This is a genomic window from Actinophytocola sp., assembly GCF_036402745.1.
GTDB lineage: Bacteria > Actinomycetota > Actinomycetes > Mycobacteriales > Pseudonocardiaceae > Actinophytocola.
Genome location: NZ_DASWSJ010000225.1, coordinates 12,390 through 28,193, shown reverse-complemented (window position 1 = coordinate 28,193; position 15,804 = coordinate 12,390). Strand labels below are relative to the sequence as shown.

The 15,804-nt window shown below is 72.9% G+C and carries 15 protein-coding genes; 10 read left to right on the top strand and 5 right to left on the bottom strand.

The genetic code is table 11. The features are described 5' to 3' along the window. Positions 1 to 77: 77 nt before the first annotated feature. Both mctP and VGD70_RS21560 read right to left on the bottom strand, forming a co-directional pair. Positions 78 to 1,724, bottom strand: a complete 1,647-nt coding sequence (mctP, locus tag VGD70_RS21565) for a monocarboxylate uptake permease MctP (protein ID WP_331084078.1) — start codon at positions 1,722 to 1,724, stop codon at positions 78 to 80. Continuing rightward, a complete protein-coding gene (locus VGD70_RS21560) occupies positions 1,724 to 2,005 on the bottom strand; it encodes a DUF3311 domain-containing protein (RefSeq protein WP_331084076.1) in 282 nt (93 codons plus the stop codon). The genes mctP and VGD70_RS21560 overlap by 1 nt, the downstream gene beginning before the upstream one ends. Positions 2,006 to 2,393: 388 nt before the next feature. On the opposite strand from VGD70_RS21560, the gene VGD70_RS21555 reads away from it, so the two are divergent. Together VGD70_RS21555 and VGD70_RS21550 are read left to right on the top strand one after the other, a co-directional pair. Further along, on the top strand, positions 2,394 to 3,029 hold the full coding sequence (locus VGD70_RS21555; RefSeq protein ID WP_331084075.1) for a nitroreductase family protein: 636 nt from the start codon (positions 2,394 to 2,396) through the stop codon (positions 3,027 to 3,029). Positions 3,030 to 3,124: 95 nt separating this feature from the next. Beyond that, the gene (locus VGD70_RS21550) at positions 3,125 to 3,340 is read left to right on the top strand and encodes a three-helix bundle dimerization domain-containing protein (protein ID WP_331084073.1); all 216 of its coding nucleotides are present in this window, start codon (positions 3,125 to 3,127) and stop codon (positions 3,338 to 3,340) included. Here the strand turns inward: VGD70_RS21550 and VGD70_RS21545 are convergent. The 3 genes from VGD70_RS21545 to hrpB form a co-directional block, all read right to left on the bottom strand. Continuing rightward, positions 3,291 to 4,382, bottom strand: coding sequence for an MFS transporter (locus tag VGD70_RS21545; protein WP_331084071.1), 1,092 nt, complete (start codon positions 4,380 to 4,382; stop codon positions 3,291 to 3,293). The two genes, VGD70_RS21550 and VGD70_RS21545, sit on opposite strands and share 50 nt — an antisense overlap. A gap of 52 nt (positions 4,383 to 4,434) precedes the next feature. Further along, a complete protein-coding gene (locus VGD70_RS21540; protein WP_331084068.1) occupies positions 4,435 to 4,869 on the bottom strand; it encodes an SRPBCC family protein in 435 nt (144 codons plus the stop codon). A gap of 65 nt (positions 4,870 to 4,934) precedes the next feature. Continuing rightward, positions 4,935 to 7,349, bottom strand: a complete 2,415-nt coding sequence (gene hrpB, locus VGD70_RS21535) for an ATP-dependent helicase HrpB (protein ID WP_331084066.1) — start codon at positions 7,347 to 7,349, stop codon at positions 4,935 to 4,937. Between the two features lie 174 nt (positions 7,350 to 7,523). Here hrpB and VGD70_RS21530 point away from each other — a divergent pair, with 174 nt between their 5' ends. The 8 genes from VGD70_RS21530 (at position 7,524) to VGD70_RS21495 (ending at position 15,802) form a co-directional block, all read left to right on the top strand. Further along, positions 7,524 to 8,858: a chromosome segregation protein gene (locus VGD70_RS21530; protein ID WP_331084064.1), complete on the top strand. Its 1,335-nt coding sequence runs from the start codon at positions 7,524 to 7,526 to the stop codon at positions 8,856 to 8,858. A gap of 686 nt (positions 8,859 to 9,544) precedes the next feature. After that, positions 9,545 to 10,780, top strand: coding sequence for a class I adenylate-forming enzyme family protein (locus VGD70_RS21525; RefSeq protein WP_331084062.1), 1,236 nt, complete (start codon positions 9,545 to 9,547; stop codon positions 10,778 to 10,780). 57 nt (positions 10,781 to 10,837) lie between these two features. Next, complete coding sequence (locus tag VGD70_RS21520) at positions 10,838 to 11,113, top strand: acyl carrier protein (RefSeq protein WP_331084060.1); 276 nt, start codon at positions 10,838 to 10,840, stop codon at positions 11,111 to 11,113. Positions 11,114 to 11,127: 14 nt separating this feature from the next. Beyond that, entirely contained in the window at positions 11,128 to 11,355 is a 228-nt protein-coding gene (locus VGD70_RS21515; RefSeq protein WP_331084058.1) for a hypothetical protein, read from the top strand. Continuing rightward, positions 11,348 to 12,457 carry a beta-ketoacyl synthase N-terminal-like domain-containing protein gene (locus VGD70_RS21510; protein ID WP_331084057.1) on the top strand — a complete coding sequence of 370 codons (1,110 nt, stop codon included), beginning with the start codon at positions 11,348 to 11,350 and terminating at the stop codon, positions 12,455 to 12,457. Before VGD70_RS21515 ends, VGD70_RS21510 begins: the two co-directional genes overlap by 8 nt. Positions 12,458 to 12,639: 182 nt before the next feature. Next, the gene (locus VGD70_RS21505) at positions 12,640 to 12,954 is read left to right on the top strand and encodes a hypothetical protein (RefSeq protein WP_331084055.1); all 315 of its coding nucleotides are present in this window, start codon (positions 12,640 to 12,642) and stop codon (positions 12,952 to 12,954) included. After that, on the top strand, positions 12,951 to 14,558 hold the full coding sequence (locus VGD70_RS21500) for a class I adenylate-forming enzyme family protein (protein ID WP_331084054.1): 1,608 nt from the start codon (positions 12,951 to 12,953) through the stop codon (positions 14,556 to 14,558). The genes VGD70_RS21505 and VGD70_RS21500 overlap by 4 nt, the downstream gene beginning before the upstream one ends. After that, positions 14,555 to 15,802, top strand: coding sequence for a beta-ketoacyl-[acyl-carrier-protein] synthase family protein (locus VGD70_RS21495; RefSeq protein ID WP_331084052.1), 1,248 nt, complete (start codon positions 14,555 to 14,557; stop codon positions 15,800 to 15,802). The genes VGD70_RS21500 and VGD70_RS21495 overlap by 4 nt, the downstream gene beginning before the upstream one ends. The last annotated feature ends 2 nt before the right edge of the window (positions 15,803 to 15,804 follow it).

Below are 15,804 nucleotides of genomic sequence, written 5' to 3'. Positions count from 1 at the left end.
GGGCGGGGGACTGAGAACGGCTGACGGCCGGGTCGGCGACGTGCGCCGGCCCGGCCGTCAACAATCGTGCGTCGCCGTCAGTGCACGGCGATCGGGCGGAGATCCTTGTCGTGCTCGTCGAGGTGGTAGTCCTCGCCCGTGGTGTCGTCGTTCCCGTTGAAGACGTCGAACCTGCGTATCACCAGGGTGACGACCAACGCGATCAGCAGGTTCGCGACCAGCGCGACGAACCCGACGTAGATCTGCACCGTCGAGCCGGGGAACGGTTGCCAGCCCAGGATGTTCAGCTTGTCCAGCGGGAGCGCGTAACCGCCGAAGTGCGCGCGTTTCGTCGCCGGGTTCGCGATCTGGTACAGCAGGAACATGCCCCACGCCATGCCGACCGCCCAGCCGGCGACGAGCGCCCACCGGTGCAGCCACTTGGTGTAGAGCGCGATCGCGACCGCCGGCAGCGTCTGCAGGATGATCACGCCGCCGATCAGCTGCAGGTCGATCGCGTACTGCGGGTCGATGCCGATGATGAACAGCACGGCGCCGAACTTCACCACCAGCGAGGCGACCTTGGCCTGCTTCGCCTCCTGCTTCGGGGTGGCGTCCTTGCGGACGTACTCCTTGTAGACGTTGCGGGTCCACAGGTTCGCCGCGGCGATCGACATGATCGCGGCCGGCACGAGCGCGCCGATGCCGATCGCGGCGAACGCGATGCCCGCGAACCACGACGGGAACTGGCCGTTGAACAGCTCCGGGATGATCGTGTTGGTGTCCGGGCGGCCGGTGGCGTTGTTCTTGATCGGTTGGGTGCCCGCGGCGATGGCGACGAAGCCCAGCAGTGCCAGCAAACCGAGCAGGAGCGAGTACGCCGGCAGCGCGGACATGTTGCGCTTCAACACGTCCCGGCCCCGCGACGCGAGCACGCCGGTGATCGAGTGCGGATACAGGAACAGCGCGAGCGCCGACCCGAGTGCCAGCGTGGCGTACTGCAGCTGGTTGTTGGAGTTGAGCAGGATGTCGCCGAACGGCTTGCCCGTCGCCGGGTTCGTCCCGGTCAGCTTCGTCTCGGCGGCGCCGAAGATCTCGCTCCACCCGCCGAGCTTGATCGGCAGGTAGATCACGGCCACCAGGATCACGATGTAGATCAGGATGTCCTTGACGAACGCGATCAGCGCCGGGGCACGCAGGCCCGACTGGTAGGTGTAGACCGCGAGGATCACGAAGGCGATCACCAGCGGCAGGTGGCCGAGGATGCCGGAGTCGTTGAAGCCCATCGAGCGCAGCACGGCCTCCAGGCCGACGAGCTGCAGCGCGATGTAGGGCATGGTCGCGACGATGCCGGTGATCGCCACCAGCAGCGCCAGCAGCGACGAGCCGTACCGGCCGCGCACGAAGTCGGCCGGGGTCACGTAGCCGCGGGCCCGCGACACCGACCACATCCGCAGCACCGGCAGGAACACCAGCGGGTAGGCGATGATCGTGTACGGCAGCGCGAAGAAGCCCGTCGCGCCCGCGCCGAACAGCAGCGCCGGCACCGCGACGAACGTGTACGCCGTGTAGAGGTCACCGCCCACGAGGAACCAGGTGATCCACGACCCGAACTTGCGGCCGCCGAGCCCCCACTCGTCGAGGTGGTCCAGCGAGGACACGGAACGCCAGCGCGCGGCCATGAAGCCGAGCACCGTGACGAGTAAGAACAGGACAATGAAGATGATCAGCTCGGTCCACTGCATCAGCGCACGCTCCCCTCATCGAGCTGGTCCACGTCCGGACCGCTTTCGTCCGGGCGGACCACCGGCCTGGTCCGGGTCATCCGGTAGACGACGATCGTGCAGAGCACGCCGACCGGGATGACCGCGAACTGGAACCAGTAGAAGAAGGGAAGGCCGAACAGTTCGGGGGACCGCTTGTTGTAGAGCGGAGTGATGAGGATGACGAAGGGGATGAGCAGCAGGAGGTTCCAGGGGTTGAACACGAGCCCCGTGGCCTTGCTCCGTGGGTTGCCGGACGACATGAGGCCTCCGCTTAACCAGACGACGATGTCTTGCGTAGAACCCTAGTTCTTTCCGATCACCGCGTCGCGCCAACACAATGAACTCAATTACCGGTTGTCAGCGCGCGCCAGGGCGGTTTCCGCGCGGCCCGCGCCGAACCGTCTCATTCGGCCGAATGCCGCACGGCCGGAGGGACGAACGGGTCTGACCCACTCGCTGGTCCATGACGACCTCCCCGACCAGGACCCCTACCACCACCACACCGTCCAAGGTGGACTTCCCCAGCCGCGAGCCGACGGCCTGCCCGCGGACCGCACGCTCCACCTCGTGCCCTCGGCCGAGCGGCTCGCCGCGCCGGCGCGCCCACGAGCTGGGCGTCGACGGTCCGGCCCGACGTAGCGTTGGGGCATGACGCCCGAGGAGTTGCTCACCACCACGCGCAGTGTCCGCAAGCGGCTCGACCTCACCCGCCCGGTCCCGATGGAGCTGGTGCGGCGCGCTCTCGAGATCGCGCTGCAGGCGCCGAGCGGGTCGAACCGGCAGACGTGGGAGTGGGTCGTCGTCACCGACGGCGAGCAGCGGGCCCGGGTCGGCGCGGTGTACGCGACGGCGTGCGCGGAGTACCTGGCGTCCTCCGGCGCCGCGGGCAACCTGTTCGCCGACGACCCAGAGCGGTCCGTGGTCCAGCAGCGGGTCCACGAGAGCGTGGCATACCTCGCCGACCACATGGGTGACGTGCCGGTCCTGGTCCTGCCGTGCCTGCGCACCGGCCGCCGCGAGCTGCCGGCGGGCAACCAGGCGGGCCTGTGGGGCTCGGTCCTGCCCGCCGCGTGGAGCTACATGCTCGCCGCCCGCACCCTCGGCCTGGGCACCGCATGGACCACGCTGCACCTGGCCTACGAGAGGGAGGTGGCCGAGATCCTGGAGCTGCCGGAGGGCGTTCACCAGACGGCCCTCATCCCGACGGCCTACTACACGGGCGAGACCTTCAAGCCCGCCGCCCGCCAGCCGCTCGACGAGGTCCTGCACATCGACCGGTGGTGAGTCCCGCCGTTCACTCCCTGTTCACCTGGCTGTGGTTGCGTGGACACGGACGCGGGGAAGTCAGCCGGCCTGATGCGAAAGCAGGGTGGATCGCGATGACGACGACGTTGGACAGCTTGGCGCGCGACGATCTCGACAGGCAGCTGGCCACGGTGAAGAGCAAGCTCGCGACCGAGTACGACGCGCCCAGAGTCGACGACGTCGTCGACGAGGAGCGCGAGCGGTTCGCGGACGCGCCGATCCGCAGCTTCCTCCCCATCCTTATCGAGCGGTCGGCCCGGGCCCGGCTCGGCCGCGCAGCACCAGGGTGATCGTCAGGCACGCGAGGACCGGCACGGCGACCAGCGCGGGCAGCAGCAGGTCCGAGGTCGCCTGCATCGTGTAGCCGAGCGCCGCGGGCGCCGTCACGTTGCCGATCATGGCGGCGGCCAGCAGCACGGCGTTGCCCCGGCGCGGGTCCGGGTGTGTCGACGCGTGCCAGGCCAGTGCCGTGGGGAACACGGGGCCGGCGAGCGCGCCGGCCAGCAGGTAGCCCGCGGGGGCGAGGTTCGGCACGGCGATCAGGACCAGCGCGCCGAACATCCCGGTCAGCGTGGTGGCGATCAGCCGGGCCGGCGGCCAGCGGGTGGTCAGCAGCGGGACCAGCAGCCGGCTCGCGGCCAGCCCCAGCCAGAACAGCGACGTGAGCGCCGAGGCGGTCCCCGGCGGGTAGCCGTGGGCCTCCAGGTGCACGGTCTCCCAGCTGCTCAGGCCGGTCTCGATGCCGGCGTAGCAGAACAGCAGGGCGCCGAAGAGCGGCAACAGTCCCGGCGCGCGGCCGGACCGCGCCGCCACCTCGGCCGGGCGGACCGCGCCGAGGTGGCGGTTGGGCAGCGTGAGCAGGATGGCAACGGCCAGCACGCCGAACAGGTACGGGTAGCCGACGTCGCGGGTGAGGCCGACCAGCGCCGGGCCGGCCGCTGCGCCGAGGCCGAACACGCCGTTGACGAGGTTGGCGAGCGTCACACCACGCTGGCCGGGCTGGCTCGCCATCGCGGTGTTGACGACCAGGACGAGCCCGCCGAAGCCGAGCCCGGCCACGACGACGGCGAGCAGCGGCAGCGGCCACGGGCCGCGCACCACCAGGCCGGCCGATCCCGCGAGCAGCAGCGCCGCGGGCACGACGACCAGGTAGGTCCGCGCCCACCGCTCGGGCAGCGCCCCGCCGGCCACCGTGCTCGCCAGCGAGCCGGCGAAGAAGCCGCTGACCAGCAGGCCCGCGGTGGCGCCGGTGAGGTGGTTGTCGTCGCGGATGATCGGGATGAGCGGGCCCAGCGTCGACTGGTAGAGCCCGAGCAGCCCGAAGAGCACCATGCACCGAACGACCACCCGGCCCCCGCCCCCGTTCAGTCCACAGTGGACCTTGTTATCCGTCGGCCCGGTGGCTCTCGCACCACTTCTTGAGGGACTCGGCCTCGGTGTCGACCGCGCGGCGCATGGCCCCGCCCGCGAGCAGGCCGGCCACCGGTGCGAGCACCCCGCGCACGGTGAAGGTCAGCAGGGCGCCGACCGTGCCGTCGCCGTCCGTGGTGATGACGTGGTCGGCGGCGAGCTGCAGGCCGGTGCCGGAGCTCACCCAGGTGAACGACTTCCCCGGGGTCAGCTCGGTGACCGTCCACGTGCGCGGCGGCTGCTTGGGCTGGCGGACCTCCGCCGTGCTGCCCACCCGCAGCTCACCGTCGTCGAGCCGGCGGATCTCGGTCATCGTGGGGGTCCACTCGGGCCACTTCTCCACGGTGCTCATGGTCTGCCACACCAGCTCGGCAGGCGCGTCGATGGGCAGGGTGACCTCGTGTCGCACGGTCCCTCCAGTTCGGTCGCTGTGATCGAACTGTATCGACCTGCCCCGGCGCCGCCGTGCGGTGTTCAGCACCCGGTGCTGCCGCGGCGGGTGGTGCGGGCGGTCGGCGTCGCGGTCGTCGGGTCGGTGGGCCAGGGGTGCTTCGGGTAGCGGCCGCGCAGCTCGGTGCGGACCTGCTGGTAGCCGTCGCGCCAGAAGGAGGTGAGGTCGCGGGTGATCGCCACCGGGCGGCCGGCGGGGGAGAGCAGGTGCAGCAGCACGGGCACCCGGCCGTCGGCGATGGTCGGGGTCGCGGTCCAGCCGAACGCCTCCTGGACCTTCACCGGCAGCACCGGCTCGTCGGCGGAGTAGTCGACCCTGATCCGCGCGCCGGACGGGACGGCGAGCCGGTCCGGCGCGAGCTCGTCGAGCCGGCCCGCCGCCGGCCAGGGGAGCAGGCGGGAGAGCGCGTCGTGCACGTTCACCCGGGCCAGGTCGGCGCGGCGCCGGGCCCGGGTGAGCTCCGGGCCGAGCCACACCGGGGCCGTGTCGAGCAGGGCGGCGTCGTCCATCGCGGGCCACGGGTCGCCGAGGGCCCGGTGCAGCAGCGCGAGCCGCCTGCGCAGCCGGGTCGCCGCGTCGGTCCAGGTCAGCAGGCCGAGGCCGTCCTTGCGCAGCCCGTCGACGAGCGCGTCGCGCAGCTGGTCGCGGTCCGGGTCGGCGAGCGGACGCTCGCGCAGGACGATCGCGCCGAGGCGGGTGACCCGGCGGGCCACCACGTCGCCGGCCGCCCAGCCGATCTCGTCCACAGTGGACAGCAGGGCGGGGGCCGCGCGCTCGGCGAGTGCCTGGTCGGCGCGGGCGGCCAGGCGGATCTTGCCCTCGGTCCGGCCGGGCTGGCGGTCGGCACTCGCGACGGCGAGCCACTCGGCGTCGGCGGGGCCGTCCAGCTCGGCCGCGGTGCCGCCGGCCATCAGGTAGACCCGCGACCCGGGCGCCCGGCGCCGGGCCAGCCGCTCCGGGTGGGCGAGCGCGACCACGAACGCGGGGTCCGCCGGCCCCGCCGGCCCGGCGGGGACCAGTGCCGCGAGCCGGCGGACCTCCTGGCGCCAGCGACTGTGGCCGTCGCGGCGCAGCGCGCGCAGGGCGTCGGAGACGTCGGTGCCGGTGGCGAGCGTGTCGTCGTCGAGCAGGGCCACGACCTCGGCCGCGGCGGTGGCGCCCATCGCCTCGGCGCCGTCGAGCAGCGCCCGGGCCAGCCGCGGATGCAGGCCGATGCCGGCGATCCGGCGGCCGCGTTCGGTGACCGCGCCGGTCCGGTCGAGCGCGCCGAGCGCGGTGAGGACGCCGCGGCCGGCGGCGAGCGCGCCGGGCGGCGGCGGGTCCCACCAGTCGAGGTCGCTGCCGTCGGGGGTGCCCCAGCAGGCCAGCTCCAGCGCGAGGCGGGTGAGGTCGGCGGTCCGGATCTCGGGTTCCGGCTGGTCGGGCAGGGTGCCGTGCTCGTGCTCGGGCCAGCACCGGTACACCCGCCCGGGCGCCTCGCGTCCGGCCCGGCCGGCGCGCTGCTCGGCCACCGACGCCGACACCCGGGTGGTGACGAGGCCGCCGAGGCCCCGGCGGTGGTCCATCCTCGGGACCCGGGCGAGGCCGGAGTCCACCACCGCGCGCACCCCCGGCACGGTGAGGCTGGACTCGGCGACCGCGGTGGCCAGCACGATCCGGCGCTCGTCGCTCGGCCGCAGCGCCGCGTCCTGCCGGGCCGCCGGCAGCCGCCCGTGCAGCGGGACCACGTTCAGCCCGCCGAGCAGTGCGGTGGTCCGCGCGATCTCGCCGACGCCGGGCAGGAACACGAGCACGTCACCGTCCGATTCGGACAGTGCGGTCCGGGCGGCGCGGGCCACGCAGCGCTCGATGCGCTCGCCGCGGGCCGGCGGGGTGTAGGTCACGGTGACCGGGTAGGTCCGCACGTGTGCGCGCACCACCGGCGTGCCGGGGCCGAGCAGCTCGGCGATCCGGTCGGTGGCGACGGTGGCCGAGGCGGCGAGGAGCCGCAGGTCCGGGCGCAGGCCGGCGCGGGCGTCGAGCAGCAGGGTGAGGAGCAGGTCCGCGTCGAGGTGGCGCTCGTGGCACTCGTCGAGCAGGACGAGGTCGGTGCCGGGCAGGTTCGGGTCGTTCTGCAGCCGCCGGACCAGCAGGCCCGTGGTGACGACCTCGATGCGGGTGCTCTTCGATGTCTTGCGGTCGCCGCGCACGGCGTAGCCGACGGTGGCGCCGACCGGCTCGCCGAGCAGGGCGGCCATCCGCGCCGCCGCCGCCCGCGCCGCGAGCCGCCGCGGCTCGGCGACGACGATCTTGCCGGGCACCGTCGTCGAGAGCGCCAGCGGGACGACCGTCGTCTTGCCGGTGCCCGGCGGGGCGACGAGGACCGCGGCGCCGTGGTCGGCCAGCGCGGTGGTCACGTCGTCGAGGACCGCGCGTACCGGGAGGTCGGGCAGCTGCACGTCACGAGTGTCCTGCACGGTCGCGGGCCGGGCACGCGCGCCCTGGGCGGGCCGCGAAAGTGATCACGGATCTTTTCCGTGGCGGCCAAGGCCTTCTCCCGGCGCGGCTACTGCGGTATACGTTGGATGATCGGATGTTTCGCTGTCCATTGTAGACAGTTAGGGGTGGGCCGGGTGGCCAACGGCAGGGAGCTGGTACCGCTTCGCACCGGGTTCGACGTCGTGCTGCGGGGGTACCGGAGAGGGTCGGTCCGCCAGTACGTGCAGAGCGTGGAGGAGGAGCTGCGCAGCCTGGCCGCCGACCGGGACGCGAACGCCGGCCTCGCGGAGGCGCTCGCCGGGGAGGTGGAGCAGCTCCGCGCGTCGAACGAGCTGTTGCGGCGCCGGTTGGACGCGGTGTGCCGGACGCCGATCGAGCAGTCGGCGCTGCAGGACCGGTTGCACCGGATGCTGGAGCTGGCCACGGAGGAGGCCGCGGAGATCACCGCGCGCGCCCAGGCGGCGGCCGAGAACTGCTGGGCCACCGCGGAGGAGGCGGCCGGCCGGCTGCGGGCGAGGTACGAGACGTCGATCAGGGAGCTGGACGGCCGGCGGCGGGAGATGGAGGCGGAGCACCGGACGCTCCTGCGGCAGACGAGGCTGGAGGTGACGGTGATGACGACGGAGGCCGACCGCCGCTGTCGCGCGCTCGACGCTGCCGCCGCCCGCCGCCGCGCCCGCGTGGAGACGGACTTCGAGGTGGCCATGTCGGCCCGCCGCACGTCGGCGATGCGGGAGATCGCCGAGCAGAGTGTGGCGGCGCGTGGGGAGGCCGTCCGCTTGGTGGCGGAGGCGACCGCGGAGGCCGACCGCTTGGTGGGTTCGGCGCGGGCGGAGGCCGAGTGGCGTCTTCGCGAGGCCGCGGGGGAGGCCGATCGGCGGGTGGGGGAGGCGAGCGCTGCGGCCGGTGGGTTGGTGGGGGATGCCACCGCCGAGGCGGAGCGGTGTCGTCGGGAGGCGAGTGAGGAGTCGAGTCGGCTCGTCGCGGAGGCCGATCGGTTGGTGGGGTCGGCGCGGGCCGAAGCCGAGTGGCGTCTTCGCGAGGCGGCCGAGGAGGCCGATCGGCGGGTGCGGGTGGCGAGTGAGGAGTCGGCTCGGCTCGTCGGCGATGCCGCCTCGAAGGCCGAGCGGTGTCGTCGGGAGACCGCCACGGAGTCCAGGCGGCTCGTCGGGGATGCCATTGCGGAGGCTGATCGGCTCGCGGGGTCGGCGCGGGCGGAGGCTGACTGGCGAGTTCGGGAGGCCACCGAGGAAGCCGCTCGCCGCGTCGGGGTGGCTCGGCAGGAGGTGGGGCGGCTTCGCGAGCTGCACGGGCGGATCGCCGGGCAGGTTCGGGGGGCGCGGGAGGTCCTGGCCGGCGTCGGGGCGTTGGTGGAGCCGGGGGCGGAGGACGGCGACGGCCCGTCCAGACCGGCGACGGACATTCCTCGGCAGCGGGCGCGTGTCGACACCTCGCAGGCACCTCTTTAGCGAGGCGCCGGGACGCCACCCATCCGGGTACCGCCTTCCCGCCGCCCGGCCTGTAGCGGCTACTGCCGGTGAGTTTTTCTGGTAGGTAGGCCGACCAACAGTTACAGAATTCTTACCCGCCGGACGGTATTCGTACGGTCCGCCGACAGCCGCGTACTCCGTTCCGCCTATCGAGTTCGGCGAAGGATGTATCGCGGCTGTCCAGGATGTCCAGTTCCGCGTGCGCAAAAGGGAATGCGGGCCGCGTGGATAACGCCCCATTAAATGCGCGAAGGGGCGGCCGGAGCCTGTTGGCAGGGATGCGGATGACCAGGTTGTGCAGAGTAGACAGCCGACCGTAGGCAAAACAAGGCTCAAACACACGGTAAGCGATCAATTACGCAAAGCACCGTTTACTTCTGTCCTTCTCAGGACGCTTGAATTGACGTACGCTCCAGGTCGCTGTCAGTCGGGCGGCATGACGGCAAACCGATACTTACCCGTTGGGGGCTGATTTGTGCTGCGCTTTTGTGGGACCGGAGGCGGCCACGATAATGGCGACCGAGTCAACTCCCGCGGTTGGGCCGGAATGGGTTGACGAGGTATTGCTGACGGGTGCGGACAATGAGGTCTGTTTACACCTTCCGACTGGACCGATTGCCCGGTCGGCGCTACGCCAACTGGTCGCGGAGAAGCAGGAAGCGCTGGTGGGGGCCGGCCTGGGAAAGGGCGGCCGCGCGGCACTGAATTTGCCACCGTCCGTCACGTATATCGCCAACCTGCTCGCCGTCTGGCGCATCGGCGCGCAGGCCGTCCTGCTCGACCACCGGCTCACTCGGTACGAGGTGGACCAGGCACTCGAGCGCCTCGGCGTCCAGGTCGTCGTCGCGCCGCGGCAGACCAAGGGCAGCCCGCTCAGCCTCTTCCTCGACGTCACCGAGTCGGTCACCACGCGGGACGGCCGGCCCGCCTCGACCCCGCACGCGGTGCTCCAGCTCAGCTCCGGGTCGACCGGCCCGTCCAAAGTGATCGGCCGCACCGCCGCCGACCTCGTGGCCGAGATCCACCGCTACACCCTCATCGACGGCGTCCCCCTGCGCGGCGAGCGGATCATCCTGCTGCCCTCGATGGTCCACGTCCTCGGCCTCGTCGGCGGCCTGCTCTACGGCCTGCACGCGGGCATCGAGCTGGTCCCACCGCGACGGCTCACCGGCGACAGCATCCTCGAGGCCGTCGCGGCCGGCAGCACGCCGGCCACCGTCCTCGGCGTCCCGTTCCACATAGGACTCCTCGCCTCGGTCACCGACCCGCCCAAGCTCGGCCAGCTCAAGCGGATGACCACCGGCGGCGAGCTGGTCCCCGCCGCGGTCTCGGCCAAGTTCGAGGAGAAGTACCGGGTTCCACTGGGAAACATGTGGGGAATGACCGAGGTCGGCGTCATCGCCACCGACCTGTTCGGCGCGCACCGGCCCTCGCTGCTGCCGGCGCCGGGCCTGGAAGTCCGGGCGCACGACGGCGAGCTCCTGGTCGGCCGCCCCGAGTCGCCGTACGTCGGTCTGTCCGATCCGACCCGGTGGGCGGACGGGTGGCTGCACACCAAGGACGCCGGCCGGGTCGACGAGGCGACCGGTCTCGTGACCGTGCTCGGCCGCCTGGACTCGCAGGTGTCGGTGGGCGGGCTGAAGGTCGACCTGACCGAAGTGGAGTACGCGCTCACCGAGGTGTCCGGCGTCGCCGCCGCGGTTGTCCTGTACGACAAGGAGATCACCGCGTTCGTGCAGCTGGAGGGGGACGCGACCGGCGCGCAGGTGGAGGCCGCGCTCGCCGAGCGGGTCGCGGGCTACAAGCGGCCGCGGACCATGCACGTCGTCGCGCGGATGCCCCGCACCACCACCGGAAAGCTCGTCCGGGACCGCACCGTGCTGCGCGGGGCGATCCCGTGAACCGTCACGCCACGGAGCCGGCTGACGAGTATGTATCGGAAACAGGGAAGGTGAGCGATGAACGCTGCTGAGGTACGTGACTTCGTCTTCGAGACCCTCCAGGAGATGAACTACGACATCGAGGGAGTCGACGACGACAGCACCCTCGGTCCGGCGGGCGTTGACCTGGAGTCGCTGGCGATGGCCGAGCTCGCGGTCCGCGTCGAGGACAAGTTCGGCGTGCGGTTCGCGGACGAGGAGTCCGAGGAGCTCGCGCTCATGACGGTCGGCGAGTTCACCGCGACGGTGGCGGACCGGGCCACGAAGGTGGCCAACGCGGGTCAGGCGGGATGACCGGGCACCCAACCGTGGAACGTACGGACGTCGTCGCGATGGTCGCCAGTCTCGGCGACCGGCCGGTGGACGAGGTGAGCGAGCGGATCGACTCGATCCAGCTCGCCTGGCTCATGCACCAGGTGGAGCAGCGCTACGGCGTGGAGATCGAGCTGGACGACGGGCAGTTCGCCCGGATGAGCACCGTGTCCGGGGCCGTCGAGGTACTGCGCGAGGCCATCCGGACGGTTCCGGATGTCTGACCTGGCCGGCAGAACCGGCATCGTCGGCGTGGCCGCGGTCAGCGCGCTCGGCAGGGGATCGCAGGCGCAGCTGGCCGGTGTCCTCTCCGGAACCGCGGCGTTCGGGCCGGTCCGCCGGTTCGACGTCGGTGGGCGCCGGGTCAAGGACGCGGCCACGCTCGCCGGCGTGGGCCCGCTGGGCGACGAGCTCGCCTGGGTCATCCGCGACGCGTGCGCCGACGCCGGGCTCACCCGCGCGCAGCGGGCCACGACGCCGCTGATGCTCGCGGTGCACGGCCACCCGGACGCCGCCCGTCTGTCTACAACGGACAAACCGACCGCGGCCGGGCTCGCCGCGGAGCTGGCGGGCCGCGCGGGGCTCGCCGGCGCGGCGAAGGTCTACACGTGCGCGTGCGTGTCGGCGAGCACCGCGGTGGCCGACGCCGCCGCGTTGGTCAGGGCCGGCCGCGTGGAGCGGGTCGTCGTCGCGGCGGGGTACCTCGTCGAGCCGGACCAGTTCGCGCTCTTCGACGCGGGCCGCGCGCTCGCCACCGACGGCGCCGCCCGCCCGTTCAGTGCCGGCCGGACCGGCCTGCTGCTCGGCGACGCCGTGTCCGCGGTGGTCCTCGAAGCCGTTGGCACGCGGGAGGTTCTGGCCGAGGTCGTCGGCTGGGGCCGCGCGGGTGACGCCTACCACGCGGTCCGCCCCGACCCGGCCGGCAACGGCCTGGCGCGGGCGATCACCGCGGCCGTGCGCCGGGCCGGGATCGACCCGGCGCGGATCGGGTACGTCAACGCCAACGCCGGCGGCGCGGAGGGCGACGCCGCGGAGGCGGCCGCGCTGCGCCAGGCGCTCGGCGCGGCGCGGATTCCGGTCAGCTCCACCAAGTCCGTGCACGGGCACGCGCTCGAGGGCTCGGGCCTGCTCGAGCTGATCGTCACGGTCCTCGCCACCATGGCCGGCAAGCTGCCGGTCAACACCGGCTATCTGGGTCCCGACCCGGCCTGCGAGCTCGACGTGATCCTGGACGCGCCCCGCCCCGCGGGGAGCCCCTACGCGCTGAGCCTCAACGCCGCGTTCGGCGGCGCCAACACGGCGCTGCTCGTGAAGGCGGTCTCATGACGGACATCTCTGAGTTAGCCGAGGCCACTTGGCCGGCGGGGCGGACACCGACACCACTTCCCGGGTTCGTCGTGTCCTCGTTCAGCCCGCTGGTCGCCGAGGTGGCGCGCCGATGTCTGGCCGCCCGTCACGGAAACCCGCCCGCGCCCGAAGACACAGGGCGGCGCACCGCGGTGGTGCTCGTGACCGGGAGCGGCGACGCGCAGAGCGCGGAACACGTCGCGCACGCGGTGGACGCCGGCACGCGGATCGGGCCGCTGCTGTTCTTCCAGTCCGTGCCCAACAGCGTCGTCGGGCACGTCGCCGCCGAGTGGGGGCTCGGCGGGCCGGTGGTCTGCCTGTGCCCCACCGGTGACGCGAGAGCCGACGGGATGGCGCAGGCGCGACTGCTGATCGACGACGGGGACGCCGACGAGGCCCTCGTGGTGTGGGTCGAACAAGCCGGCGCGGACGGGTCCGCGGAAGCCGTGCTGGTGAGCAAAGGAGAGCCACGATGAACGCAAGGGGCCTGCGTGCCGCCCTGGCCGCCGACCCGGACATCGGCGCCGGCAACGTGTTGAGCACCGTGCTCGCCCACGGCGCGGACCCGGCCGGCCCGGGGCTGATCTTCGACACCGCGGTGGACGGCCGGCCGGCCGGGTACGAGCTCACCCTCGGCGAGCTGGACACGATGGTGAACGCCCGGGCGGCGTGGCTGCACGCGCGCGGCATCCGCCGGCGCGACCCGGTCGCCGTGTGGGCGACCGCGGCGGCCGACACGATCCTCAGCTTCCTCGCGCTCACCCGGATCGGCGCGATCCCCGCGCTGCTGAACGGGAAGATGACCCCGGAGATCGCCGCCGAGTACCTCCGCCGGCTGCGGGCCAGGGGAGTGCTCGCCGATGCGGCGCACGCCGAGCTGCTCGCCGGCCACGAGCCGACCGCCGAGCTTCTCGGCGAGCCGGCCGAGCTGGGCACCGGTGACCCCGCGGCCGCGCCCGCGCCCTACCGCCACCACCAGGACGACCCGATCGTCATCACCCACACCTCGGGCACGACCGGGGTGCCGAAGGCCGTGCTGCACCTGCACCGCACGCTGTTCGCCTCGCAGCGCCACCTGCTGTCGATGCCGCAGGCGCAGGGCACCAACCGCGTCCTCAACGCGCTGCCGATCCCGCACACGGCCACCGTGCTGATGGTCAGCCAGATCCTCTGCAACCGCGGCAGGATGCTGTGCCTGTCCCGGCAGGACGGTCCCACCGTGCTGGCCGCCATCGAGCGCTGGCACCCCGAGGCGGTGTACGGGTTCGCGGTCACCTGGGCCGACCTCGCCCGGTTCGATCTGTCCACTCGGGACGTCGACTCCGTGCGGATGTGGTTCAACACCGGCGACTGCGCGCACGAGACACACATCCGCCGCCTCGTCGCGGTCGGCTCGCGGGAGACCGTCACCCGCGAGGGCCGCGGCCGGGTCAAGGGCTCGCACTTCGTCGACGGGCTCGGCTCGTCCGAGATGGGGCACAACGGCTTCCACGTCACGCACACGCCGGACAGCGACCACTACGGGCGCCGGATCGGCCGGCCCTACAAGTTCGCCGAGGTCGTGGTGCTCGACGAGGACGGCGCGGAGCTGCCCGCCGGCAAGGTCGGCCGGCTCGGGTTCCGGTCGCCGACCGTGTCGCCGGGCTACTGGAACGACTCGGTGACCACGTTCCGCGCGCGGCTGAACGGCTGGTTCCTCACCGGCGACCTCGTCTACCGCGACGAGGAGGGCAACTACTACCACGTCGACCGGGACCCGGACGCGGTCGTCGGCGACGGGTACTACACCGCCCTGTCCGAGGAGCGCATCCTCGCGGCCTGCCCGGACGTGCTCGACTGCACGGTCGTGATCGTGTCCGAGGACGGCGGGATCGTCACCGACGTCCTGCTGGAGCTCGTCCCGGACGCGGACCCCGGCACCGACCGCACGGAGACGATCCGGGCCGCGCTCGGCGAGCGGGTCGGCGAGACGCTGCACCGGGTGGTCGCCGTGCGGCAGGAGGACATCCCGCTGACCGTGACCGGCAAGGTGCGCAAGTTCCTGCTGCGCCAGAAGCACCTGAGCCGGGACCCGGCATGACCGCCGCGATCACCGGCATGGGGCTGCTGACCCCGGTCGGGCGGGGCGTCGAGGAGGTCTTCCACGCGCTGTGCGTCGGCAAGTCCGGCCTGTCCGCGCCGCCGGCCGGCCATCCCGCGGCCGACTCGGTCGACGTCGGCGGGTTCGTGCCCGACGTGGACCCGCGCACTGTGGTGTCCGGCCCGGCCGCGAGCGTCGTCGACAAGACCGTCGTGCTGGCGCTGCTCACCGCGCGGGACGCGCTGACCGACGCCGGCATCGAGGTCGGCCGCGACGTGGACCCCGGGCGGATCGGCGTGATCGTCGGCGGGGTCGGCGGCCTGGCCACGCTGGAGGCGCAGGTGCTGGCGCGCGGCGACCGGGGCCGGACCGCGGTGAGCCCGTACCTGCTCACCGGGATCCTGCCGAACATGCCGGCGGCCAGGATCGCCATCGAGCACGGGATCCGCGGCTACAGCTCGAGCATCGGCACGGCGTGCGCGTCCGGCGCCCAGGCGATCGCCGACGGGCTGCGGCTCATCCGGTCCGGCGACGCCGACGTGGTGGTGTGCGGCGCGAGCGAGGCCCCGCTGTTCCCGACCTTCGCCGACACGTTCGGCAACGCGCGGGCGCTGGCCCGCCGCTGGCCGGACCCGACCGCCGCGAGCCGCCCGTTCGACGTGCGGCGCAACGGTTTCGTCCTCGCCGAGGGCGCCGGGATGCTGGTGCTCGAACGGGTCGGGCACGCGAACGCGCGGGGTGCCGCCGGGTACGCCGACGTGCGTGGCTGGGGCGCCACCACTGACGCGCACCACCCGACCACCCCCCGGCCGGACGGCTCCGGTGCCGCCGAGTGCATGCGCCGGGCGCTGGCCAGCGCGGGCCTCGCGGTGTCGGACATCGGCTACGTCAACGCGCACGGCACGTCGACCAAGCTCGGCGACGTGGCGGAGACCGCCGCGCTCGCCGCGGTGTTCGGGACCGACGGGCCGCCGGTGAGCTCCACCAAGGCGCTGACCGGGCACATGCTCGGCACGTCCGGTGTGGTCGAGGCCGCGGCCAGCGCGCTCGCCGTCGCCCGCGGCGTGCTGCCGCCCACCTACAACCTGGACGAGGTCGACCCGGCCTGTCCGGCGAGACACATCCGTGCCACGCCACTCGAGACAGAGGCCGGCCATGCGCTGTCGAACTCCTTCGGCTTCGGGGGGCAGAACGTGAGCCTGGTGCTGAGCGGCGCCAGTACCGAGAAGAAGCGGAACGGTTAGGA